At 70.8% G+C, this 22,157-nt stretch carries 21 protein-coding genes; 11 read left to right on the top strand and 10 right to left on the bottom strand.

Going from position 1 to position 22,157, the window contains the following annotated elements; translation table 11 throughout:
• Position 1: 1 nt before the first annotated feature.
• Positions 2-1,816: a hypothetical protein gene (locus tag OG410_RS06570; RefSeq protein WP_329298257.1), complete on the bottom strand. Its 1,815-nt coding sequence runs from the start codon at positions 1,814-1,816 to the stop codon at positions 2-4.
• 108 nt (positions 1,817-1,924) lie between these two features.
• Positions 1,925-3,007: a LacI family DNA-binding transcriptional regulator gene (locus OG410_RS06565; protein ID WP_329298256.1), complete on the bottom strand. Its 1,083-nt coding sequence runs from the start codon at positions 3,005-3,007 to the stop codon at positions 1,925-1,927.
• 238 nt (positions 3,008-3,245) lie between these two features.
• Here OG410_RS06565 and OG410_RS06560 point away from each other — a divergent pair, with 238 nt between their 5' ends.
• From OG410_RS06560 to OG410_RS06550, 3 genes are all read left to right on the top strand, one after another.
• The gene (locus OG410_RS06560) at positions 3,246-4,199 is read left to right on the top strand and encodes an ROK family protein (protein WP_329304043.1); all 954 of its coding nucleotides are present in this window, start codon (positions 3,246-3,248) and stop codon (positions 4,197-4,199) included.
• Between the two features lie 273 nt (positions 4,200-4,472).
• Positions 4,473-4,670, top strand: coding sequence for a hypothetical protein (locus tag OG410_RS06555; protein WP_329298255.1), 198 nt, complete (start codon positions 4,473-4,475; stop codon positions 4,668-4,670).
• 131 nt (positions 4,671-4,801) lie between these two features.
• Positions 4,802-5,842, top strand: a complete 1,041-nt coding sequence (locus tag OG410_RS06550) for an NUDIX hydrolase (RefSeq protein WP_329304042.1) — start codon at positions 4,802-4,804, stop codon at positions 5,840-5,842.
• 264 nt (positions 5,843-6,106) lie between these two features.
• Here the strand turns inward: OG410_RS06550 and OG410_RS06545 are convergent, their stop codons facing one another.
• Positions 6,107-7,462 carry a dipeptidase gene (locus OG410_RS06545; RefSeq protein WP_329298254.1) on the bottom strand — a complete coding sequence of 452 codons (1,356 nt, stop codon included), beginning with the start codon at positions 7,460-7,462 and terminating at the stop codon, positions 6,107-6,109.
• Positions 7,463-7,637: 175 nt separating this feature from the next.
• Between OG410_RS06545 and OG410_RS06540 the strand changes: the two genes are divergently transcribed.
• Positions 7,638-8,894 carry a geranylgeranyl reductase family protein gene (locus tag OG410_RS06540; RefSeq protein ID WP_329298253.1) on the top strand — a complete coding sequence of 419 codons (1,257 nt, stop codon included), beginning with the start codon at positions 7,638-7,640 and terminating at the stop codon, positions 8,892-8,894.
• 120 nt (positions 8,895-9,014) lie between these two features.
• Here the strand turns inward: OG410_RS06540 and OG410_RS06535 are convergent, their stop codons facing one another.
• A complete protein-coding gene (locus tag OG410_RS06535) occupies positions 9,015-9,464 on the bottom strand; it encodes a nitroreductase family deazaflavin-dependent oxidoreductase (RefSeq protein WP_326789326.1) in 450 nt (149 codons plus the stop codon).
• Positions 9,465-9,691: 227 nt separating this feature from the next.
• Here OG410_RS06535 and OG410_RS06530 point away from each other — a divergent pair, with 227 nt between their 5' ends.
• From OG410_RS06530 to OG410_RS06520, 3 genes are all read left to right on the top strand, one after another.
• Positions 9,692-10,420, top strand: coding sequence for a TetR/AcrR family transcriptional regulator (locus OG410_RS06530; protein WP_329298252.1), 729 nt, complete (start codon positions 9,692-9,694; stop codon positions 10,418-10,420).
• 221 nt (positions 10,421-10,641) lie between these two features.
• Positions 10,642-11,880: a sensor histidine kinase gene (locus OG410_RS06525; RefSeq protein WP_329298251.1), complete on the top strand. Its 1,239-nt coding sequence runs from the start codon at positions 10,642-10,644 to the stop codon at positions 11,878-11,880.
• Positions 11,877-12,542 (top strand): response regulator transcription factor, encoded by a 666-nt coding sequence (locus tag OG410_RS06520; protein WP_328455295.1) that lies wholly within the window; start codon positions 11,877-11,879, stop codon positions 12,540-12,542. The genes OG410_RS06525 and OG410_RS06520 overlap by 4 nt, the downstream gene beginning before the upstream one ends.
• Here OG410_RS06520 and OG410_RS06515 read toward each other — a convergent pair.
• Together OG410_RS06515 and OG410_RS06510 are read right to left on the bottom strand one after the other, a co-directional pair.
• On the bottom strand, positions 12,503-12,838 hold the full coding sequence (locus tag OG410_RS06515; protein WP_329298250.1) for a DUF6332 family protein: 336 nt from the start codon (positions 12,836-12,838) through the stop codon (positions 12,503-12,505). The genes OG410_RS06520 and OG410_RS06515 overlap by 40 nt on opposite strands.
• 75 nt (positions 12,839-12,913) lie before the next feature.
• On the bottom strand, positions 12,914-14,473 hold the full coding sequence (locus OG410_RS06510) for an MFS transporter (protein ID WP_329298249.1): 1,560 nt from the start codon (positions 14,471-14,473) through the stop codon (positions 12,914-12,916).
• Between the two features lie 85 nt (positions 14,474-14,558).
• On the opposite strand from OG410_RS06510, the gene OG410_RS06505 reads away from it, so the two are divergent.
• Positions 14,559-14,972, top strand: a complete 414-nt coding sequence (locus tag OG410_RS06505; RefSeq protein WP_328665157.1) for a MarR family winged helix-turn-helix transcriptional regulator — start codon at positions 14,559-14,561, stop codon at positions 14,970-14,972.
• Between the two features lie 129 nt (positions 14,973-15,101).
• On the opposite strand, the gene OG410_RS06500 is transcribed toward OG410_RS06505, so the two are convergent.
• Both OG410_RS06500 and OG410_RS06495 read right to left on the bottom strand, forming a co-directional pair.
• Complete coding sequence (locus OG410_RS06500; RefSeq protein WP_329298248.1) at positions 15,102-15,866, bottom strand: maleylpyruvate isomerase family mycothiol-dependent enzyme; 765 nt, start codon at positions 15,864-15,866, stop codon at positions 15,102-15,104.
• A gap of 117 nt (positions 15,867-15,983) precedes the next feature.
• Complete coding sequence (locus OG410_RS06495; RefSeq protein WP_329298247.1) at positions 15,984-17,171, bottom strand: MFS transporter; 1,188 nt, start codon at positions 17,169-17,171, stop codon at positions 15,984-15,986.
• A gap of 409 nt (positions 17,172-17,580) precedes the next feature.
• Between OG410_RS06495 and OG410_RS06490 the strand changes: the two genes are divergently transcribed.
• On the top strand, positions 17,581-17,949 hold the full coding sequence (locus OG410_RS06490) for a hypothetical protein (protein WP_329298246.1): 369 nt from the start codon (positions 17,581-17,583) through the stop codon (positions 17,947-17,949).
• Positions 17,950-18,030: 81 nt separating this feature from the next.
• Entirely contained in the window at positions 18,031-18,483 is a 453-nt protein-coding gene (locus OG410_RS06485) for a hypothetical protein (protein WP_329298245.1), read from the top strand.
• A gap of 219 nt (positions 18,484-18,702) precedes the next feature.
• Here the strand turns inward: OG410_RS06485 and OG410_RS06480 are convergent, their stop codons facing one another.
• Together OG410_RS06480 and OG410_RS06475 are read right to left on the bottom strand one after the other, a co-directional pair.
• Entirely contained in the window at positions 18,703-20,148 is a 1,446-nt protein-coding gene (locus OG410_RS06480) for a glyceraldehyde-3-phosphate dehydrogenase (protein ID WP_329298244.1), read from the bottom strand.
• A gap of 198 nt (positions 20,149-20,346) precedes the next feature.
• Positions 20,347-21,126, bottom strand: coding sequence for a DeoR/GlpR family DNA-binding transcription regulator (locus tag OG410_RS06475; protein ID WP_329298243.1), 780 nt, complete (start codon positions 21,124-21,126; stop codon positions 20,347-20,349).
• Between the two features lie 122 nt (positions 21,127-21,248).
• Here OG410_RS06475 and OG410_RS06470 point away from each other — a divergent pair, with 122 nt between their 5' ends.
• Positions 21,249-22,130: an SIS domain-containing protein gene (locus OG410_RS06470; RefSeq protein ID WP_329298242.1), complete on the top strand. Its 882-nt coding sequence runs from the start codon at positions 21,249-21,251 to the stop codon at positions 22,128-22,130.
• Positions 22,131-22,157 lie beyond the last annotated feature (27 nt).

Raw genomic sequence — 22,157 nt, 5'->3', positions numbered from 1 at the left:
CTTATGTCCGGCGGGACCTGACGCGCTTGGCGCGCTGATTGAGTCGGCTGCGCAGGCGTACGTTCACCACGAAGCCCACGAGGAGAACCAGGACAGCGAGACTGGTGGCCTGCCAGACCACACTGTTGAGCACTGTCACGACGCCGATGAAGGCGATGCCCAGGAGGAACACCATTTCCCGGAGCTCCTTCTTCAGCTGGTAGGAGCGACTGCACCGGATCCGCACGGTCGCCAGCCACTGACCGTCCAGCCCGAGCCCCGACCACAGCCTGCGGTCGAGAAACACCCAAGGGAGATCCGGAAAGGTGCCCAGGGCGTCGAGCGAGCTCGGATACCGGCTTGTCATGTCGCCACCGTGCAACTCCTTGCGGCGCTCCTGTACTTCCTCGCTGGTACGGATGGCCTTGAGCTGGAGAACCGGCACGACGCCGTCCGCGCCGGGAAAGCCCTCCAACACGACTTCGTCCCCGCTTGATACACCAAGGAGTTCGAGGGTCAGTGTGTCCAGGAGACACACCTCCTGTTCGGCACTGGCCCGGTCACCGTCCTGCACACGGCAGGTGACGTAGTTGACGTGGCCGAAGAACGTCTCCTGCCACCTCCGGCGGGTTCGGGGTAGACGGGCGGCACGCACGGTGACCGCCTCGCCCGGTTCGAGGCCAACGCCGACGCGCAGCGAATGATCGACTTCGACCCGCCCCTCCTCCTGCGCCGGTATGTCGGAAGCCACGATCACGGTGGCGAGCGCGCCGAGCCGCTCATGGCGAGCCTCGGGAATCTGGGCGTTCTGGACGATGGCGAACTGGGGGTCTCCCAGGGCGGCAGAGACCGCGCTCGATAAGCGGACCACGCCGGCGCCACGCTGGTCGAAGGAATCGGGCGTGCGCCCGGTGTGGAAGGCGCCGGTGGGCAGGGAGTTGGCCGGGTGGATGTCGTCGTACACGGTGCGCGACGCCTCGGCGGCGACGTATTGGCGCAGGCCGGAGTCTGTCACCCGGTCCTCGTCGGCGAACAGGCGTGTGCCCTTCTCACAGAGCTGCTCGTTGCCCCGAGCCCGCGTGCTGAAGTCCTCAGGTGTCTCACCGAACCACTCCCTCAACTGGGCGGATTCGGACAGGAGGTCGGTGAGGAGCCGACGTTCCCCGAGGTGGGGCCGAGGCGCTCCCGTTCCGTCGTGGATGACGCCGTATCGATGCACGTACAGGTACGCGGCGCCGAGGAGTTCCCCCGACTCCAGCTCCATCCGGAAGTCGGGGGACGGCAGCAGCACCCGGTCGTACTCGCCGCGTGGATCGGAGATACCCTCGCTCGCGTCCACGATGTCCAACTGCGCGGCGTCGAGCCACGTGATGTACAGATCCCGCGAGACGCCCGGTGCGTGGAAGGGCGACGACGAGACGTATCCCAGCGGACTCACGTACGCCGAGACGCCGATGCCGATGCCCGTGACCCGTGCCCTCACGATCGGAATGGTGGAGGAGACGCCGGCCCCTTCCATCTTGTGGCGCAGCTGAGCCGGGCAGGCGTTCGAGCCGATGGAGATGACGGGATAGCGGTCACCCACAAGGGTCTGATTCGCGCTCATCAGGGCGTAGTTGACAGGGACGGGCGCGCTGCCTGTGGCACCCCGGCGGAATCCGTCGGGCGGCTGTTCCACCAGCCACTTGGCCAACCGCCGGTGCGGCCTGGCCGTCAGCCGCAGCAGCCGGTTCTGGTGCAGCAGCCCGGATTCCGCGGGCCAGGCGCCCGGGTAGCTGAGGGGATGTTCGCGTGGGGCCTCGGAGAGTCCCAGTGCTTCGAGCGTACGATCGTCCACTGTGCCGTCAGGCCTTTCGCCGTCGGATGGCTGCCCGGGGATGACGCGTGCGCGGTCATCGTAAGGAACCGAAAGCTGTCCTCATAGAGGGCCCGCTGAGCTGCGTGCTCAACGCGCCGGCGGCAGTTCCCCCGAGCCGCGGGTGATCAGGCGGGTCGGGAGTTCGATGCGTTCCGGGGCGACGAGGCTGCCGTCGAGCTGGCGGAACAGGCGTTCGGCGGCGGTGCGGCCCAGGGCGGCGGCGTCCTGGGCGACGACGGTGACCCCGGGCTCCAGGAGGTCGGCGAGCTCGATGTCGTCGAATCCGACGAGGGCGACGGGGCGGCCGCGCTCGGCGATGACCCGGACGACGGTCACGGTGACCCGGTTGTTGCCCGCGAAGACCGCGGTGACGGGGGAGGGGCCGGACAGCATGTCCTCGGCCGCCTTGCGTACCCGCTGCGGATCGGTGACGCCGAGAGACATCCAGTCGTCCTCGACCGGTATCCCGGCGTCCTCCATCGCGGCCCGGTAACCGCGCAGCCGCTCGGCGGCGGTGTGGATGCGGGGCATGTCACCGATGAAGCCGATCCGGCGGTGGCCGTGGGCGATCAGGTGGGCGACACCGTCCCGGGCGCCGCCGAAGCTGTCCGACAGGACGACGTCGGCGTCGATCCGCCCGGCCGGGCGGTCCACGAAGACCGTGGCCACGCCCGCCTTTATCTCCGGCTCCAGATAGCGGTGGTCGTCGCCGGCCGGGATCACGACCAGCCCGTCCACACGGCGCGCGCACAGCGCGAGGACCAGTTCCTGCTCCCGGTCCGGGTCCTCCGCGCTGGAACCGTTGATCAGCAGGGCTCCGTGCGCTCGGGCCACCTCCTCGACCGCGCGGCTCAGCGGCCCGTAGAACGGGTCCGCGAGGTCCTCCAGGACCAGCCCGATGCTCGCGGTACGGCCCTTGCGCAGCACCCGGGCGCTGTCGTTGCGGCGGAAGCCCAGCGCCTCGATGGCCTCCTGGACGCGCCGCTCCGTGTCCGGGGTGACCCCGGGCTCGCTGTTGACCACGCGGGAGACCGTCTTGAGACCGACTCCGGCACGCGCCGCCACGTCCTTCATGGTCGGACGGTTTCCGTAGCGGTTCTCGGATCGGCGGGTGGTCTCGGCCACGATGTGCTGTCCTGTCCTGTCGTCCACGGGGATGCGTAGGTCCATGGGGTTGTATGAGGATGTGGCGTCGAGCATAGAGCCTGGACAACGTTGTCAGATGCGGGAGACACTGTCCACCGCAATCTCCGGCCTGCGTCTTCCCCAGGGCGCACGGTCCCCGTGGTCCGTCGGCGCACCCCGCGCGGCGTACGACGGGGCCCGATCCTGAACCTTTCCCGGCCGGAGACCCCGGACCCGCGGCGCGGCGGGCCCGTCACGACACCCCATGGGAGACCTGAAACTGATGCACACCGACCTCGTGGCCGCGCTCGACATCGGCGGCACCAAGATCGCCGGAGCGCTGGTGGACGGCCACGGCCGGATTCTCCTGCGCGCGCAGCGCCCGACGCCGGCCAAGGAGGACGGCGACACCGTGATGCGCGCCGTCGAGGACGTCATCGGTGAGCTCGCGGTCTCCCCGCTGTGGAGCAGGGCCGGGGCCCTGGGCATCGGCAGTGCCGGGCCGGTGGACGCCTCCGCGGGCACGGTGAGCCCGGTGAACGTCCCCGGCTGGCGGGGCTACCCGCTGGTCGAGCGGGCCTCCGAGGCCGCGGGCGGGCTGCCCGTCGAGCTGATCGGCGACGGTGTGGCGATCACCGCGGCCGAACACTGGCAGGGCGCCGCCCGGGGCCACGACAACGCGCTGTGCATGGTGGTGTCCACCGGCGTGGGCGGCGGGCTCGTCCTGAACGGGCAGCTGCACGCGGGTCCCACAGGAAACGCGGGCCACATCGGGCACATCAGCGTCGACCTGGACGGTGATCCGTGCCCCTGCGGCTCCCGGGGCTGCGTCGAGCGCATCGCCAGCGGCCCGAACATCGCCCGCCGTGCGCTGGAGGCAGGCTGGCAGCCCGGCCTCGACGGCGACACCTCGGCCGCGGCGGTCGCCGAAGCGGCCCGCGCCGGTGACCCGGTCGCCGTGGCCTCCTTCGAGCGGGCCGCCCAGGCTCTCGCGGCGGGCATCGCGGCGACCGCGACCCTGGTCGAGATCGACATCGCCGTGATCGGCGGGGGAGTGGGCAAGGCGGGCGACGTGCTCCTCGCACCGCTGCGCCGGGCCCTGGCCGACTACGCGACGCTGTCCTTCGTCCAGCGGCTGACCGTGACGCCCGCCCTGATGGGCACCGACGCCGGGCTGGTCGGCGCGGCCGCGGCGGCACTCACCCGCAGGTCGCGCTCGGCTGCGGCCCGCGTCTGATCCGGTGACGTCGAGCCTGTCACGCGTCTGATTCGGTGGCCTTGAGCTCGTCACGCGTGGGTGTGGTGCGGTGGTCTCGGGCTGGGCACGCGTCTGATCGGTGGGGTGGGGCGTGACCTGGTGGTGTCGGGTTGGGCTCGGGCGTGAGCGGGAGGTGTCGGGTTGGGCCCGGGTCCGACCTGGTGGTGTCCGGGCACGGCCCGCGGCGGGGTGTCCGGATGAAACGTGACTCGTGCACCGTGACTCCGTCCGGCCTTCGTAGTTGAACCGGGCATGAAGAAGCGCAGCATGCTCGCCATCGCCTCCCTCGCCACCGGGTTCGTCGTCGCGGCGATCACCCCGTCCCACGCCCTGAGCGGGGATGCCCTGAGCGATCTGAACGCCAACGACACGCTCAGCTCGGTCGATCACACCGCCGGTACCGACGGCCTGGCGGTCGCCGAGGGCGCCCTCGGCGACCAGAACGGCTGAAGGACCGCCACGTCACGCCGGTGTCCCCGCCACGGGGGCACCGGCGTCGTCTTGCAGGCGCCCTCATCAGCGGCTGGTTTCCGTGGCAGGGTGGAGCGGGCAAGCCTCAGGGGTCCAGCAGAAGAGGGGGAATCGTGATCGTCTGGATCAACGGTGCGTTCGGTGCGGGGAAGACCGCCACCGCACGGGAACTGATCGAGCTGATCCCGAACAGCACGCTCTTCGATCCCGAGGTCATTGGGGGCACGCTCACGCAGTTGCTCCCGGCCAAGCACCTCGCCGAGGTCGGCGACCACCAGGACCTGCCGATGTGGCGCCGGCTCGTGGTCGACACCGCGGCCGCCCTGCTCGCCGAGCTCGGCGGCGTCCTCGTCGTCCCCATGACCCTGCTGCGCCAGGAGTACCGCGACGAGATCTTCGGCGGGCTCGCCGCGCGCCGGATTCCCGTACGCCATGTGCTTCTCGCCCCGGCGGAAACGATCCTGCGGGAGCGAATAGCCGGGCGGGAGGTGCCCCCGGACCTGCCCGACGGCGAGATGCGCGTGCGCCAGTGGTCCTACGACCACATCGAGTCCTACCGGGCCGCGCTCCCCTGGCTGACGGCCGACGCCCACCCCGTCGACACCAGCACGCTCACCCCGTACGACACCGCCCTGCGCGTCGCCGAGGCCGTACGCACCGGGCAGGCACCCGTGTGCGACATCGTGCAGACTCCCGAACCCGCCGCCGAGACGGTCGCCGCCGGAGTGCTCCTCTTCGACGAGAACGACCGGGTCCTGCTCGTCGACCCCACCTACAAGGCGGGATGGGAGTTCCCCGGCGGGGTCGTCGAGGCCGGGGAGGCCCCCGCCCGCGCGGGCATGCGCGAGGTCACCGAGGAGACCGGCATCACCCTCGACGAGGTGCCCACGCTGCTCGTCGTCGACTGGGAATCGCCCGCACCGCCCGGCTACGGCGGTCTGCGGCTCCTCTTCGACGGCGGACACCTCGACGAACAGGCCGTCCGGGGGCTCCTGCTACCGGGACCGGAACTCCGTGGCTGGCGCTTCGTCACCGAGCAGGAGGCGGCCGACCTGCTGCCGCCCGTGCGCTACGAACGGCTCCGCTGGGCTCTGCGGGCCCGTGAGCGCGGCGCGGCGCTGTACCTGGAGGCCGGAGTGCCGCTCGGCTGACACCGGCCCGTACCGCCGGTGCGAGGGCTTCCCGCACCCGTCGCTTCCGTACCGCGGCTCTCATCGGCGTGACCTCATCGGCCTCATCGGGCACATCGCCCCATCCGCGGGCGCCGAGCCGACTTCCGCCGAGCCGACCTCCACCGGGGGTCGACTTCCGCCGAGGTGACCCATGAGTCCTTCGCGGGATCCCTCGCGGTGAACGACCGGACAGGGCAAGGGCCCTCGCGCGCCGACGAGGGCCCTTGCCGCGTCCCGGGACGATCAGCTCGCCGCGTAGTTGCGCAGGAACAGCGCCTCGGCGACGGACAGACGCTCCAGCTCGTCCGGCGAGACGCTCTCGTTCACCGCGTGGATCTGCGCCTCCGGCTCGCTCAGGCCGATGAGCAGGATCTCCGTCTCCGGGTACAGCGAGGCCAGCGTGTTGCACAGCGGGATCGATCCGCCCATGCCCGACGACTGCATCTCCTGGCCCGGGTAGGCGACCGCCATGGCCTCGGCCATCGACGCGTACGCGGGGCTGGACGTGTCGGCGCGGAACGCCTGGCCCTGTCCGATCCGCTCGGTGCTCACCCGCGCGCCCCACGGCGTGTGGGCCTCGATGTGCGCCTCCAGCAGCTTCGTCGCCTCGACCGCGTCCACGCCCGGCGGCACCCGCAGGCTGATCAGCGCACGGGCACCCGCCTGCACCGACGGCGTCGCGCCGACGACCGGCGGGCAGTCGATCCCGAGCACCGTGACGGCCGGACGCGCCCAGACCCGGTCGGCGACCGTGCCGGAGCCGATGAGCTCCACCCCGTCGAGGACCTTGGCGTCCTCACGGAACGCCTGCTCCTCGTACTGCAGCCCGTCCCACGCGGCCTCGCCCGCCAGGCCGTCCACGGTCGTCGAACCGTCCTTCGCCCGCAGCGAGTCCAGGAGGCGGATCAGCGCCGCCAGCGCGTCGGGCGCCGCACCCCCGAACTGACCCGAGTGCAGGTTCCCTTCGAGGGTGTCCACCTGCACCCGCACGAGGGTCATGCCGCGCAGGGTCGCGGTGACCGTCGGCAGGCCCGCCCGGAAGTTGCCGGCGTCGCCGATGACGATGGTGTCGGCGGTCAGCAGCTCCGGGTGCTCCTCGGCGTACCGCTCCAGACCGCCGGTGCCCTGCTCCTCCGAACCCTCGACGATGACCTTGACGTGCACCGGAACGCCGCCGTTCGCCTTCAGGGCACGCAGCGCCAGCAGATGCATGACGACACCGCCCTTGCAGTCGGCGCTGCCGCGTCCGTACCAGCGGCCGTCGCGCTCCACCAGCTCGAACGGAGGCGTCGTCCAGGCCGCTTCGTCCAGCGGCGGCTGCACGTCGTAGTGCGCGTACAGCAGGACCGTCTTCGCGCCCTCGGGGCCCGGCAGGTAGCCGTACACCGACTGCGTGCCGTCCGGGGTGTCGAGCAGTGCCACGTCCTGGAAGCCCTCGGAGCGCAGTGCGTCGACGATCCAGTTCGCGGCGCCCTCGCTCTCGCTCCTCGGATACTGGTCGAAGTCCGCCACCGACTTGAAAGCCACCAGCTCGGTGAGTTCCGCCTTCGCCCGGGGCATGAGCGAGGCGACGGTCTCGGCGACCGGATTCGACGACATGGGCACGCTCCTTGTAGGTGCGACGTTGTACTTCTGTGTACAGATGATCGAGTGATGCGGACTGGTGTACGGGACGCATCCGTTGCAGATCCTCCCACAGCGGCCTGCGGTGACGCCCGCCGTAGGATGCGGGGGACAGGTGCGGCAACGGCTGGACTGGGAGCAGTAGACCAACGTGAGCAGCGAGAACTCTTCGGCGGACGACGAGCGGCGTACGGCGGACGACGAACAGCGGGTGTGGGACGTCGTGGTCGTCGGTGGAGGGCCGGCGGGTGCCTCGGCCGCATACGCGGCAGCGGTCGCGGGACGCAGCGTCCTGCTGCTGGAGAAAGCCGAACTGCCCCGCTACAAAACATGCGGCGGCGGCATCATCGGCCCCTCGCGCGACGCGCTGCCTCCCGGCTTCGAGCTACCGTTCAGGGACCGGGTGCACGCGGTCACCTTCTCGATGGACGGCAAGTTCGTCCGCACCAGGCGGTCCCGGCACATGCTGTTCGGGCTGATCAACCGTCCGGAGTTCGACCAGCAACTCGTCGAGTTCGCGCAGAAGGCGGGCGCCGAGCTGCGGACGGGTGCCACGGTCTCGCGCGTCGAGCAGCACGGTTCGGCGGTGCCGGACCGGCGCACCGTGGCCGTGGTCCTTCAGGGCGGCGAGACCGTCCTGGCGCGGGCGGTGGTCGGTGCCGACGGCAGTGCCAGCCGGATAGGAGCGCACGTCGGCGTGAAGCTCGACCAGGTCGATCTCGGCCTGGAGGCCGAGATCCCGGTGCCGGAGACGGTCGCCGAGGACTGGCGGGGGCGCGTCCTGATCGACTGGGGCCCCATGCCCGGGAGTTACGGATGGGTCTTCCCCAAGGGAGACACGCTCACCGTCGGCGTGATCTCCGCGCGCGGTGAAGGCGCCGCCACCAAGAGGTACTTGGAGGACTTCATCGCCCGTCTCGGCCTGGCCGGCTTCGAACCGTCCATCTCCTCGGGCCACTTGACCCGGTGCCGCGCCGACGACTCGCCGCTGTCGCGGGGACGGGTGCTCGTCTGCGGTGACGCGGCGGGGCTGCTCGAACCCTGGACCCGTGAGGGCATCTCGTTCGCGCTGCGCTCCGGGCGGCTCGCGGGCGAGTGGGCGGTACGGATCGCCGAGTCGCACGACGCCGTGGACGCACGGCGGCAGGCACTGAACTACGCCTTCGCGATCAAGGCGGGGCTCGGTGTCGAGATGAGCGTCGGCAAGCGCCTGCTCGGCGCCTTCGAGCGCCGCCCCGGCATGTTCCACGCCGGGCTCACCGGCCTGCGCCCGGTGTGGAAGGCCTTCACCGGGATCACCCGCGGCTCCACCACGCTCGGGGAGATCATCCGGAACCACCCGACGGTCGGGCGGGCCCTGACCGCCCTCGACCGCCGGCCCCAGGTGGCCGAAGGAGCCAAGGACTAGGAGGACTGGCCCAGGGGCCTGTCCGACGATTCCCGTCGTCGCCCGAAGGGCGTCGCGAACCCGAACGGCGTTGCGAAACGGACGGGGATCGTCGGACAGGCACTGGGGGCGTGGCCGGTGTCAGCTCGTGACCGTGATCCGGAAGACCGGGTGGTCGGGGGCGATGCGCCGCAGCTCCTCGTCCGACGAGTCGGGGCCGACGCCGCCGAAGAACACGCCGACCTCGGCCTTCCAGCGCTTGAGATAGGCGCGCAGCAGCGACACCTTGTCGTCGTCGGTCACCTCCACGGCGGTGAAGGTGTCGACCTTCTTGCCCAGGCGCAGCTCGCCTCCGCCGGCCGCCCGCATGTTGTGCGTCCACTGGACATGACCGCGGGGTGCGACGAGGTACTGCTCACCGTCCACGATGAGCAGATTGACCGGGGTCGTCCGCCACTCGCCGCTCTTGCGGCCCCGGACGGCCAGGACGCGTGAGCCCCAGACACTGAGTCCGCGCCTGGTGATCCAGGCCACGGCACGGTTGAAGACGTTGACGGTGAACCAGCCGGGCTTCTGGACGTGTGTGGACACGGTTACCTCTCGGGGCGTGTGTTGAGAGCGCCGATCTGTTTTGTGAGCACCGCTCTCGCTTGAGAAGAGTCTGCACCGGATGGGTGATCCAATGCAAGAGCAGTGCTCTCGTTTTTGTTCGCCGCTCTCGTTTGTTGCCGCCGATCATGAAGTGGAGCATCGATCCACTTTCAGATCGCTGCTCTCGTTTGTGTGCACTGCTCTGAAAACGTGGGACACTGCACCGTATGAGTACCGCGCGAGGGGCACGTGCCCGAGCCAGGATCGAGGTCACGGCGGCCATCAAGGACGAGGCGCGCAGACAGCTCGCCGCGGAGGGCGCCGCCAAACTCTCCCTGCGGGCCGTCGCCCGCGAGCTGGGGATGGTCTCCTCCGCGCTCTACCGCTACTTCCCCAGCCGGGACGACCTGTTGACCGCGCTCATCATCGACGCCTACGACTCCCTGGGCGAGGCGGCCGAGTCGGCGCACGCCGAGGTGGCCGCCGCCGGCCCCCGGGAGCGCTGGATCGCCGTGTGCACGGCGGCGCGACGCTGGGCGCTGGAGCATCCGCACGAGTACGCGCTCATCTACGGTTCGCCCGTCCCCGGCTACGTCGCGCCGCAGGAGACCGTTCCGTCCGCCTCCCGGGTCGGCCTGCTCCTGATCGGAGTCGTCCGGGACGCATACCGGGGCAAGGGTGTGGCCCGTACGCCGCTGCCCGTCGGACTGAAGGCCGAGGCGCAGCGGATGGCCGCCGATCTCGCGCCCGATCTGCCGGCCGAGGTGGTGGTGGCGCTGGTGGCCTCGTGGGCGCAGCTCTACGGGCTGATCGGGTTCGAACTGTTCGGCCAGTTCAACCGGGTCGTGGAGGACCGCGAGCCGTTCTTCCGGCACGCCGCGGGCCGGCTCGCTCACGAGGTGGGGCTGGTGTACCCGGAGCCGGGCGGGACCGCTGCCGGGTCGCCTTCGGCGTAGAGGGGCCTCTTCGGCGTTGCCAGGGCCGTCATAGGCGCTGACCGGGCCGCCCGCGACGGAGACCCGGTCGCCCTCGGTGTGGCCCGGGCCGTCGCCTTCGGCGTAGCAAGCCGTCCTCGGTGTGGCCCGGGCCGCGACGGTGTCGTACTCCGTGGGGAGTACGGGTGATCACCTCGCCCGGCGGACGCCGCCGCCGGGGTCGGCCGTCTAGCGTGACGGCCATGGAAGAGCAGCGCACACCCGCGGCACCGGCGTGGGGCGGTCCGTCGCGATGGTGGCACGGGCCGCACGGGCGGGACCGCTGGGACGACGAGGGACGCCGCGCGCGATGGCCGTGGCGTTCCACGCTGCTGCTGACCGCCTTCGTGCTCATCGGCTCCAACTTCGCTGCTCACGCCCAGCACGGCGACCGGCTCGCGCTGGACGTCTTCTCCCGGGCGCTTCTTCTGGTGGGCTCCGGCCTGCTGCTCTGGCGACAGCGCCACCCCGTGTTCGTCGTGTTCGGCACGGCCGCGGTGGCCCTGGTCTATGTGGCCGCGGGCTATCCCTACGGGCCGGTCTTCCTGCCCGTCGCGGTGGGCTGCTTCAGCGCCGTGGTCGCAGGGCACCGCAGAGCGGCCTGGACGGCGCTCGGCCTGCTGTGGGCGGGGCACCTCCTGGTCGCCCACTGGCTGTACCGCCGGCTGCCCCCGACGGGCGACCACCCTCCGTCCTGGATGCAGGAGGCCGGCATCGCCACCTGGGTCGTGGCGGTGGTGGCATTGTCGGAACTGGTGCGCGTGCGCCGTGAGCAGTGGAGCCGTGAGCGGGCCGAGCGCGCGCAGGCCGCCCGGCGGCGCGCCGACGAGGAACGGCTGCGGATCGCCCGCGAACTGCACGACGTGCTGGCGCACAGCATCTCGGTGATCAACGTCCAGGCGGGCGTCGGCCTGGCGCTCCTCGACTCCGACCCGGAACAGGCGCGCACGGCGCTCACCACCATCAAGGCGGCCAGCAAGGAGGCGCTCGGCGAGGTCCGGCAAGTGCTCGACACCCTGAGGACCCCGGGGGAGGCACCGCGCGCGCCCGCTCCCGGGCTCGACCGGCTTCCCGAACTGGTCGAGCAGGCGGCGAGCGCCGGTCTCACGGTCGAGATCGAGGGTGAGGTCCCGGCACCGGCGCCCGGAACGGACCTCGCCGCGTTCCGCATCGTCCAGGAAGCGCTCACCAATGTCGTACGGCATTCGGGGTCGCGCCGGGCACGGGTGCGGTTCGATCACGAGCGGGGTGTGCTGCGGCTGCGGATCGACGACGAGGGTCCGGCCACCGGCGCGGACGCGGGCGGAAGCGGAAACGGGCTCGCGGGCATGCGCGAGCGGGCGGCCGCGCTGGGTGGCACGATCGAGGCCGGTCCGCGTGACGACGGAGGGTTCCGGGTGCTGGCCGTACTGCCGTGGAAGGCCAAGGAGGAGAACCGGTGATCCGCGTACTGCTCGCCGACGATCAGTCGTTGGTCAGAGCCGGTTTCAAGGCGCTGCTCGACGCGCAGCCGGACATCGAGGTGGCCGGGGAGGCCGCCGACGGCGAGGCGGCGGTGCGCGCGGTGCGTGAACTGCGCCCGGACGTCGTCCTGATGGACATCCGGATGCCCGTGCTGGACGGCCTCGCCGCCACGCGCCGGATCACCGGCGACGCGGCTCTCGGGGACGTGAAGGTGGTCATGCTCACCACCTTCGAGCTGGACGAGTACGTCTTCGAGGCCATCCGCTCCGGTGCTTCCGGCTTTCTGGTCAAGGACACCGAGCCCGATGAACTGCTGCGCGCGGTAAGGGCGGTGGTCGAGGGCGACGCCCTGCTCTCGCCCGGGGTGACGCGCCGGCTGATCTCCGAGTTCGCGGCGCGCTCGAAGGAGCCGGAGTCGGCCGCGACCCTGGCCGAACTCACCGAGCGGGAGAGGGAGGTGATGGCGCTGGTCGGCATCGGGCTCTCGAACGACGAGATCGCCCGCCGCCTGGTCGTCAGCCCGCTCACGGCCAAGACCCATGTCAGCCGGACGATGGTGAAACTCGGGGCCCGCGACCGCGCCCAACTGGTGGTGCTCGCCTACGAGTCGGGGCTGGTGCGGCCCGGCTGGCTGGGCTGAGGCGCGGCAGACTCCTGGCGGAACCGGAACAGCACGGTGGCGACCCGTAGCGCGAAGAGGGCGGTGGCCAGGGCGCCGCCCGTGGTCACGAGCGCGTGCACCGCGCCGGCCGACAGGTCCAGGAAGAGGGCGGGCCCGGTCACCACCCCGAAGGCGACCGCCGCGACGAACGCCGCGCTGGCCAGGGCGTATCCGATCTCGACGGTGACGGCGTCGCGCTGCGCCTGGGTGCGCCGCGCGTGCGTTTCTTCCGTACTGCCGCCGTAACTGCCTTGGCGTCCACCGTTGTTGCTCATGGGCCAAGTCAACAGCCGTGTGCCCGGCGGGGCAAGGACCCCGCCGGGCGGGCGGGCGTCGGAGGTGTTCACCGATCATCGATCGTGGACGCCGATCCTCTCCGCCCCCGGCTCGCCAACCGTCCGGCCGGACCGGCCGGAGCGAACGGACTGGCTGGACAGGCTCGTCGGGTCGGACGGGCCGACCTGGTCGATCTGTTCGGACCGGGCGACGACGACGGACTCCCGCGGCCGCCTGGCGCGCAGGCCGGGCAGTGTGATCAGCAGTCCCGCCAGGGCGATGCCGGTCACCACCATCAGGCCGGTCCGGTAGCTGTCGAGGACGTCCTGGGGCGAGGACCCCTCGGAGGAGTTCGCGGTGACGACGGCCGTCACGACCGCGAGGAAGATCGCGCCGCCGACCTGTACGGAGGTGTTGAGCAGGCCCGAGACCATGCCCTGCTCGTGGTCGTCGACGCCGTTGGTCGCCTGGATGTTGAGGGACGGGAAGACGAGGGCGCACGCGGCGCCGATCAGCAGCATGGTCGGCAGGATGAGCGTCGCGTAGACCGGGTCGAGGTCGACGCGCAGGAAGAGCGCGTACCCGGTGACCATCAGGGCGAAGCCCGCCGCGATGAGCCGCGGTGTGCCGAACCGGTCGACGACGGCCCCGACCTTGGTCGAGGACAGCGCCACCAGCGCGCCGGCCGGCAGGAAGGCGAGCGCGGTGTGCAGGGCCGACCAGCCGAGCAGCGACTGCATGTACAGCGTGACCAGGAACTGGAAGCCGACGTACGAGCCGAAGAACGCCATCGCGCCGAGCTGGGCCCGGATCTGGCTGCCGGAGCGCAGCACACCGAGCCGGATCAGCGGGCTCGGGCTCCGTCGCTCGATGGCGGTGAAGACGCTGAGCAGCACGGCGACGGCGAGGAAGGACAGCAGGGTCCGGGCCGATCCCCAGCCGGCTTGGGGTGCCTGGACGACGGTGAAGACGAGCAGGAGCATCGAGGTGGTACCGACGACGGCGCCGGGGATGTCGTAACCACCGTGGTTCTTCTCGCGCTCGCTGCGCGGGATGAGCTTCAGGCCCGCGAACAGGGCGACGACGGCGATGGGCGCGGGCAGCAGCATGGTCAGCCGCCAGCTCGCCTCGGTGAGCAGACCGGACAGGACCAGGCCCATGGAGAACCCGGTGGCCGCGCAGGTGGTGTAGATCGAGAGCGCGCGATTGCGCAGCGGACCCTCGGCGAACGTCGTGGTGATGATCGACAGGCCGGCGGGTGCGGTGAACGCGGCGCTCAGCCCCTTGACGAAACGGCTGGCGATCAGCAGCGGACCCGAGTCGACGAGTCCGCCGAGCACCGAGGCGAGCGCGAACACCGCGAGGGCCACCAGGAAGACCTGGCGGCGGCCCAGCAGGTCGGCGGCGCGTCCGCCGAGGAGCAGCAGCCCGCCGTAACCCAGGATGTAGCCGCTGACGACCCATTGGAGGGTCGAGGTGGAGAGGTCGAGTTCGGAGCCGATGGACGGCAGTGCCACGCCGACCATCGACACGTCCAGCGCGTCCAGGAACATCGCGGCGCAGAGCACGAGCAAGGTGCCCCACAGCCGGGGGGTCCAGCGTCCCGGCACGGGGTGGGTGAGCGGAGAGGTCATGCCGCCGACAGTACATGCACATACATTGATTGCGGGCGCATTTAATTCCGATGCAACAAAGTTGATTCTTTGCTACGGTGCGTGCATGGCGGCCGAGAATGCCGAGCAAGGGCTCGTGGACCAGTGGCGCGACATCCTGACGGTGCACGCCCGTACCCTGTGTGAGCTCGACCGTGAGCTGCATCCCCACGGCCTGGGAGCCAGTGACTTCGAGGTCCTGGACCTGCTGGTGGCGGGTACCGCGGCGGACGGCGGCCCCAGCTTCCGGGTCCAGGAGATCTCCGAGCGCGTCCATCTCAGCCAGAGCGCCCTGTCCCGGCTGATCGGACGCCTGGAGAAGGACGGCCTCGTGACGCGCGGGATGTGCGCCGAGGACCGGCGGGGTGTACGCGTGTGCCTCACGCCGAAGGGGCGCGAACTGCACGGCGAGGTACTGCCGTTGCAGCGCGCGGTCCTGTCCCGGATGCTGGCGGGCGGCCCGGCGCCGTCCTGCGGTTGACCGGGTCGACCGGGTCGACCGGGTCGACCGGGTCGACCGGACTGCCCGGTCGCCTTGCCCGCTGCCGCGTTCACGGGGTCCATGTGCCTGGAGCCGGACGCCCCTTGGGGTGGCCGGCCGGTTTCTTCCTCAGCTCCAGGTGATGGCGGACTTCTCCCGCCACAGCGTGGCGAGCGAGGCGTCGCCCGTCACGCCCGGGAAAGGCGCGCGGTTCCACAGGGCCAGGTAGAGGCCCGCGGCCGGTCCCGCCAACTCGCAGTCCACGTCCACGTTCTCGTCGGTGCCCGGACCTGCGTCACCGCCGCGTTCACCGAGCGGAGCTCCGGACGACAGGCGTACGGTCCACACGGCGTCCGGGCGGTCCGTGGCGCGTACGCGCAGTACACGGGGTTCCTCGGTCCGGACCTTGCTCCTGTCCCGCGCGTGGAATCCGAGCAGCAATTCGTCGATCCCGTCGACCGCGAAGTCCGGCGGGACGGCGGTGGGTTCGACGCCGAGCGCCGACTCGGCGTCGACCCGGTGCACGGTGGTCTCGTGCGCCTGCCGGCGCGCCCAGAAGGCCAGCGGTGAGGGTGCCGGCAGGAAGCTCCAGCACCGCACGTCCGGCGAGGCGCCGGCCAGGGTGTCCACGAGCCGGGCGTGCCCGTCGCGGAACCAGGCGAGCAGCTCGTCGTGGTCCAGATCCGGCAGACCGCCGTCGGGGTGGTACGAGGTGTGCCCCTCGGCGACGAACGCTGTGGCCCAGCGGTGGACCATGCCCGTGTGCCGCACCAGATCCCTTACCTGCCAGCCCGCGCAGGTCGCGACCTCGGCGTCGACGCCCGCCTTCTCCGCTGCAGCGGCCAGCGACCGGCCCTCCCGGTCCAGGGTTTCCACGAACTCCCGAATCTCCATGCCGGGAATTGTGCCCGACGCGGGCCGGGCACGCGGAGTAGGAGGCCGAAGTGCGGGGGAGGCGGGCCGAGTTCGGGCTTGCCGCTCCTCGCTCCTAGCCCCCGCCGTTGTCCCCCGTCAGCCCACCGCGGCCCGGCGCGTCGCGAATCCGATCAGGGCGGCCACGGCCGCCAGCGCCGCCACGCTCGTGAGTGCCGTCGGCAGGGAGTACCAGTCGGCCATGAACCCGATCGCGGGCGGCCCGATGAGCAGGCCCCCGTACCCGAGGGTGGACGCGACCGCGACCCCGCTCGCTCCGGCGAGCGCGCCGGCCCTGTCGACCGCCACGGGGAAGTTGTTGGCGAGGCCGAGCCCGGTGACGGCGAAGCCGACGAGAGCCAGCCAGACGGAGGGCGCGAGGGAACCGAGCAGCATGCCGAGCGCGGCCATCGTGCCGCCCATGACCAAGGTGCGGGTCCGGCCCAGCCGTTCGAGCAGTGCCGTCCCGCTCAGCCGGCCGATCGTCATGGCGAGGGCGAAGCACGAGTATCCGGCGGCGGCTGTCCCCGGGTGTGTGTCCAGGTCCTGCTGGAGATGGAGCGCGCCCCAGTCCGCGAGCGCGCCCTCGCCGTACGAGGTGCACAGGGCGATCAGCCCGAAGACCACCACCAGGCCACGGGTGCGGGATCCGACAAGGGGGCGTCGACCCTCGGGGGCGTCACCCCGTGGGCGATCCGGTGACACCGGGGCGTCCTCGCGAAGCAGCGCGCGTCCCGCGATGACGGTCACGAGCAGGCCGATGACGGCGATGCCGAGCAGGTGGCGTGTCGGTGACAGATACCCGGCGACCAGCCCGCCGAGACCCGCTCCGAGCATGCCGCCCAGGCTGTAGGCCGCGTGGAAACTGGGCATCACGGGGCGTCGCAGCGCTGCCACGAGATCGACGGCCGCGCTGTTCATGGCGACGTTGATACCGCCGTAGCCGACGCCGAAGACCAGCAGGAACAGTCCGAGAACCGGTACCGAGCCGGCGAGCGGGGGCAGGACGATGCTCAGGGACAGCAGCACCCCGCAGACCACGGTCACCTGGTGACTGCCGAACCGTCGGCACAGCCGCCCCGTGAGCATCATGGTGATCACGGCACCGGCGGAGACGCCGAGAAGCGCGAGGCCGAGAGCGCCGGCGGAGGCGCCGGTCTGGTGCTTGATGGCGGGGATCCGGACGACCCAGCCGGCGAAGACGAAACCGTCGAGGGCGAAGAAGGCGGTGATGATCACGCGGAGTCGGGTGAGGGAGCGATCCGGCACGACGCTGTGCGGAACCATTTTGTTTATTTGCGGCACAAACTCACGTTAGACGGCTGCCACGCTCGGGGCAAGGGGGCGTCGGGGGGCGGGACGCGAGAGGCGCCGCCGTACGAACGCGCTGGTGGGAGCGGGGTGGAGCCCTGCTCGGGCCTCCGTCGAGCCCTGCTCCGGCCCCGGTCGAGGCCCGGTCGAGCCTTGGTCGGGCCCTGGTCGGGCAGGCGTGGACCGGGGCGGCGGGCGCGGGTCGGGCGAGGGGCGGGTGGGGCGCCCCCGCGGCGGCCGGAGCTCAGTGGCCGGCGTCGCGCAGGTTGGATGTCACGAGAACGAGGGGCGACCGGGATCCCGGTGGGACGGGATTCCCCGTCGCTCTTTGGTCGGCTGGTCGGCTGGTCGGGTGTGAGTTCGGGGCGTCTGGAACGATGCGTCCGTGCATGCTGATGATCAGGTTGGCGAGGGTGTCCCCGCCGAGCTCGCGACGTTCTTGCGGGAGGCGGTTGACGGCCGCCCGGTGAAGATCGCTCCGTCCGTCTGCCGGGGCTGCGGCGGCCGTGCGTTCATCGCGGACAGCGAGGAGTACTGGAACGAGGAGTCCTGGGAGGACGACGAGCCTGGTGCCGCCGGCTGCCCCTGCGGGAGCGAGGAGTTCGAGGCCGCGGTCGCGTTCTCACTCGGCGGCGACGGATCGGTCCGCTGGGTGACTGTGGGCTTGCGGTGCACCGAAGACGGATTCTGCGGGGTCTACGCAGACTGGAAGATCGACTACAGCCCCACGGATCACCTCTTGACCATGGTCTAGGTCTGTTGGGGGACGGGCTGGGGTTCGTAGAAGGCTCCATCGGCCTTCGGCGCTGTCAGTGGCGGATGCGACGATCTGCCCATGGGTGTTCTCTACGGCTACTTCGCCGCCGCTGATGACGACGACGCTGTTCGAGCCGTCGTCCGGGACGACGGTGAGCCCAGCGGGACCGGCTATGACCAACTGGTGATCAAGGGCATCGATCCAGTGGTGGAGCTGGCGCCCGCCGAGGCGCTCATGACAGGACGGTCCGCCGCCGATGTCCGGTGCGACCCCCGACATGGGAGCCTCATCGGGATGCTGGGGGACGGCGAACTGGTCGTGGTGTCGCTGACGGACACCTTCCGGGACGCGCTCGCGACCTGCGAAGCCACCTCTTTGCGCGACGTCGCCTCCGACTGGTCGAGCACCGAGGGGACCTTCTACCACCCGGCTGATCCAGAGGATCTCGTCGGCTTCCTGGAACGGCTGTCCGAACTCGCCGGCCGAGCGGTCTCGCGGGATGCCCGCCTCTACTGCTGGATCTGTCCCTGATCCCGTCGCCGCGCCGACAGGCCCGTGAGTGAAACCCAGGTCACCTGAGCCCCGAGGACTCCCTCGCCGTTCGAGTGATCACTGAGGGCCGCCACCCGGAACACGGATGGCGGCCCTCAGTGTGTCGCGGCCCTATGGATTGCGCTGGTCAGGCGCGAGCCGTGAAAGCCCGGGTACTCCCTCGCCGACCCGAGGGGAACCGTTGGGCAGACCGGCGGTTCAGACCGCCGGGGCCGGGAACGTCGGGTACTCCACGCCGGAGACGTGCTGGACGACACGGATGACCTGGCAGGAGTAGCCGAACTCGTTGTCGTACCAGAGGTAGAGGATCGCGTTGTCGTCCTCGACCTTGGTGGCGCCGGCGTCGACGATCGAGGCGTGGCGCGAGCCGATGAAGTCGCTGGACACCGCGTCGGGGGCGCTGATGAAGTCGATCTGTCGCTTGAGCGGGGAGGTCAGCGAGACGTTGCGGAGGTAGTCGAGGACTTCCTCGCGGGTGGTCGCGCGGCCCAGGCGCAGGCTGAGGATCGCGATCGAGACGTCCGGCACCGGAACACGGATCGAGCTTCCGGTGATGGGCGCCTTGAGGTCGGGCAGCGCCTTGGCGACCGCGGAGGCGGCACCCGTCTCGGTGATGACCATGTTCAGCGGCGCGGAGCGGCCCCGGCGGTCTGAGCTGTGGTAATTGTCCAGCAGGTTCTGGTCGTTGGTGAACGAGTGGACGGTCTCCACGTGGCCGCGCAGAACGCCGTACTCCTCGGCCATCGCCTTCAGCGGCGGCACGATCGCGTTGGTGGTGCAGGAGGCGCAGGACAGGATCTGCTCGTCCGGCTTGATCGTGTCGTGGTTGACGCCGTGCACGATGTTGGGGACGTCGCCCTTGCCCGGAGCCGTGAGGACGACCTTGTCGATCCCGGGGCGCAGGTGGTTCGAGAGGCCCTCGCGGTCACGCCACTTGCCGGTGTTGTCGACGAGGATGGCGTCCTTGATGCCGTACGTCGTGTAGTCGATCTCGGACGGGTTGCCGGCGTAGATGACCTTGATCTCGTTGCCGTTGGCGATGATCGTGCTGTTCGCCTCGTCGACGGTGATCGTGCCCTGGAACTGGCCGTGGATGGAGTCGCGGCGCAGCAGCGAGGCACGCTTGACGATGTCCTGGTCGCCGCCCTGGCGCACGACGATGGCGCGCAGGCGAAGGCCGTTGCCGGAGCCGGTCTTCTCGATCAGCAGGCGGGCGATGAGGCGGCCGATGCGGCCGAAGCCGTAGAGGACGACATCGCGTCCCTCGCGGCGCTCGATCTTGTTCTCGCCGGTGGCGCCGGAGACCGCCTCGGCGGTGAACTCCTCGACGGACAGGCCGCGGTCGTCGGCCCGGTACGTCGCGGCCAGCATGCCGATGTCGATCTGGGACGGGCCGAGGTCGAGCGTGGTGAGCGTCTGGAGGAACGGCAGCGTGTCGGTGACCGAGAGCTCCTCGCCGGCGATCTGCCGGGCGAAGCGGTGGGTCTTGAGGATGCTCACCACCGACTTGTTCACCAGGGAGCGGCTGTGCAGGAGGACGGTGACGTCCTGCTCCCGGTGCAGCCTCCCGATGATGGGGATCATCGACTCCGCGATCTCTTCGCGGGTCTTCCAGTTGGTGAACGCGTCGTCGTTGACAGTCACAGGAATCATCTTTCGAGCTAGGTGGCGCTCATATGGTAACCGGACCCTCTTTTTGATGTTCATGCGGTGTCCACTTGTGGGGAGGTAGGCGCCCGCCAGGCTTCCAGGGCAGGGGGGTTCCGGCCCTTCCGGCTCTTCGGGAGACGCGTGCGCCGTCGGTTCAGGCGCGGGTGACCGGCCGGAAGGGGTGCCGGAGGGTCATACGGCCCGGACCTCGAGCCCGGCGTCCTCGAACCGTCCGATCATCTCGGGTCCCGCCGCCGCGTCCGTGACGAGTGTGTCCACCAACTCGGCCGCGCAGATACGGGCGAACGCGCGCTGCCCCAGTTTGCTGGAGTCGGCGGCGACGATCACGCGTTCGGCCCGCTCGCACAGGAGGCGGTTGATCGCCGCCTCCGCCTCGTCGTGGGCGGCGGCGCCGTGCGTGGCGTCGAACGCGACCACGCCGAGCACGGCGACGTCCAGGGTGATCTGCTTGAGGACGCCGTCCGCCAGCGGCCCGATCAGCTCGTACGACTGCGGTCGGGCGACCCCGCCGGTCACCACGATCTTGAACTGGGGACGCACGGTGAGCTCGTTCGCGATGTTCAGCGCGTTCGTGACCACGGTCAGCGCGGGGGAGCCCGACGCCAGGTCCGGGCGTACGGCGAGAGCGCGGGCCACTTCGGTCGTCGTGGTGCCGCCGGTGAGGCCCACCGCTTCGCCGGGGGCGATGAGGTCCGCCACCGCCTTCGCGATGCGCTGCTTCTCCGAGGCGCGCCGGGCGGTCTTGTAGCGCAGGGGGAGTTCGTAGGAGACGCCGTGCACGACCGCTCCGCCCCGGGTGCGCACGAGCATCTGCTGCTCGGCGAGCTGGTCGAAGTCGCGCCGGATCGTCGCCGCCGAGACCTCCAGTCGTGCCGCGGCCTCCTCGACGTCCAGGCGGCCCCGCTCCACGAGCAGTTCCAGCAGTGCCTTCCACCGGGCGTCCCGCGACATCAGCGCCCTCCATTCCTCGGTCCTTCGCGACCTTAACGCACCCCCAGTGCGTTCAAATGCTTGATTGTGCTCGAAACCTCGCTATATCTTGCAGAAACGAGCATCAGTGGGAGGGGTACGGCATGACGCATGTCGAGGAAGAGCTGAGCAGCCAGCCCGAGTGCTGGATCCGCGCCGCCGACGAGGCGGCAACGCACGAAGCCGCGCTGCCGACGGTGGGGGAACGCGTCGCGATCGTGGGGTGCGGCACCTCGTTCTTCATGGCACAGGCGGCGGCAGTGCTCCGCGAAGAGTCCGGGCAGGGGGAGACGGACGCCTTCGCCGCTTCGGAATTCCCCGCGGGCCGCTCGTACGATCGCGTCGTCGCCCTGACACGCTCCGGGACGACCACCGAAGTGCTCGACCTTCTCGGACGGCTGCGCGGACACACGCGTACGACCGCGGTCACCGCCGATCCGCACACGCCCGTGATGAAGTGCGCGGACGACGTCGTCGTGCTCGACTTCGCCGACGAGCGCTCCGTCGTGCAGACGCGATTCGCGACGACCGCGCTCACCCTGCTCCGCGCCCACCTCGGCCTGCATGGCGAGAACGCCGTCGCGGACGCGCGCACCGCGCTCGGTACCCCGCTGCCCGAAGGGCTCGTCGACTGCTCGCAGTTCACCTTCCTCGGCCGTGGCTGGACCGTCGGGCTCGCCAACGAGGCCGGGCTCAAGATGCGGGAGGCCTCCCTCGCCTGGACCGAGGCCTACCCCGCGATGGAGTACCGGCACGGCCCCATCAGCATCACGACCCACGGCACCGCCACCTGGATGCTCGGCGAAGCACCCGAGGGGTTGGCCGAACAGGTCCGGGAGACCGGCGGGCTCTGGGTGGACGGCGGCCTCGACCCGCTCGCCGAACTCGTCCGCGCCCAGCGCCTCGCCGTCGCCGTCGCCGCGGCGCGCGGCCTCGACCCCGACCGGCCCCGCCACCTCACCCGCTCGGTGATTCTCGGCCACTGAGGCCACTGAGGCCACTGAGGCCACTGA

Origin of the sequence: Streptomyces sp. NBC_00659, assembly GCF_036226925.1 — a bacterium.
In the GTDB taxonomy this organism is placed as follows: Bacteria; Actinomycetota; Actinomycetes; order Streptomycetales; family Streptomycetaceae; genus Streptomyces.
This window is presented reverse-complemented; position numbering and strand designations above follow the sequence as displayed.

What these genes read in the sequence shown, in the direction of transcription:
- OG410_RS06565 (WP_329298256.1), bottom strand. Translation starts at nt 3,007, where the DNA reads ATGGACCTACGCATCCCCGTGGACGACAGGACAGGACAGCACATCGTG.
- OG410_RS06525 (WP_329298251.1), top strand. Translation starts at nt 10,642, where the DNA reads ATGGAAGAGCAGCGCACACCCGCGGCACCGGCGTGGGGCGGTCCGTCG.
- OG410_RS06505 (WP_328665157.1), top strand. Translation starts at nt 14,559, where the DNA reads ATGGCGGCCGAGAATGCCGAGCAAGGGCTCGTGGACCAGTGGCGCGAC.
- OG410_RS06515 (WP_329298250.1), bottom strand. Translation starts at nt 12,838, where the DNA reads ATGAGCAACAACGGTGGACGCCAAGGCAGTTACGGCGGCAGTACGGAA.
- OG410_RS06530 (WP_329298252.1), top strand. Translation starts at nt 9,692, where the DNA reads ATGAGTACCGCGCGAGGGGCACGTGCCCGAGCCAGGATCGAGGTCACG.
- OG410_RS06510 (WP_329298249.1), bottom strand. Translation starts at nt 14,473, where the DNA reads ATGACCTCTCCGCTCACCCACCCCGTGCCGGGACGCTGGACCCCCCGG.
- OG410_RS06495 (WP_329298247.1), bottom strand. Translation starts at nt 17,171, where the DNA reads ATGGTTCCGCACAGCGTCGTGCCGGATCGCTCCCTCACCCGACTCCGC.
- OG410_RS06555 (WP_329298255.1), top strand. Translation starts at nt 4,473, where the DNA reads ATGAAGAAGCGCAGCATGCTCGCCATCGCCTCCCTCGCCACCGGGTTC.
- OG410_RS06485 (WP_329298245.1), top strand. Translation starts at nt 18,031, where the DNA reads ATGGGTGTTCTCTACGGCTACTTCGCCGCCGCTGATGACGACGACGCT.
- OG410_RS06545 (WP_329298254.1), bottom strand. Translation starts at nt 7,462, where the DNA reads ATGTCGTCGAATCCGGTCGCCGAGACCGTCGCCTCGCTCATGCCCCGG.
- OG410_RS06470 (WP_329298242.1), top strand. Translation starts at nt 21,249, where the DNA reads ATGACGCATGTCGAGGAAGAGCTGAGCAGCCAGCCCGAGTGCTGGATC.
- OG410_RS06475 (WP_329298243.1), bottom strand. Translation starts at nt 21,126, where the DNA reads ATGTCGCGGGACGCCCGGTGGAAGGCACTGCTGGAACTGCTCGTGGAG.
- OG410_RS06500 (WP_329298248.1), bottom strand. Translation starts at nt 15,866, where the DNA reads ATGGAGATTCGGGAGTTCGTGGAAACCCTGGACCGGGAGGGCCGGTCG.
- OG410_RS06560 (WP_329304043.1), top strand. Translation starts at nt 3,246, where the DNA reads ATGCACACCGACCTCGTGGCCGCGCTCGACATCGGCGGCACCAAGATC.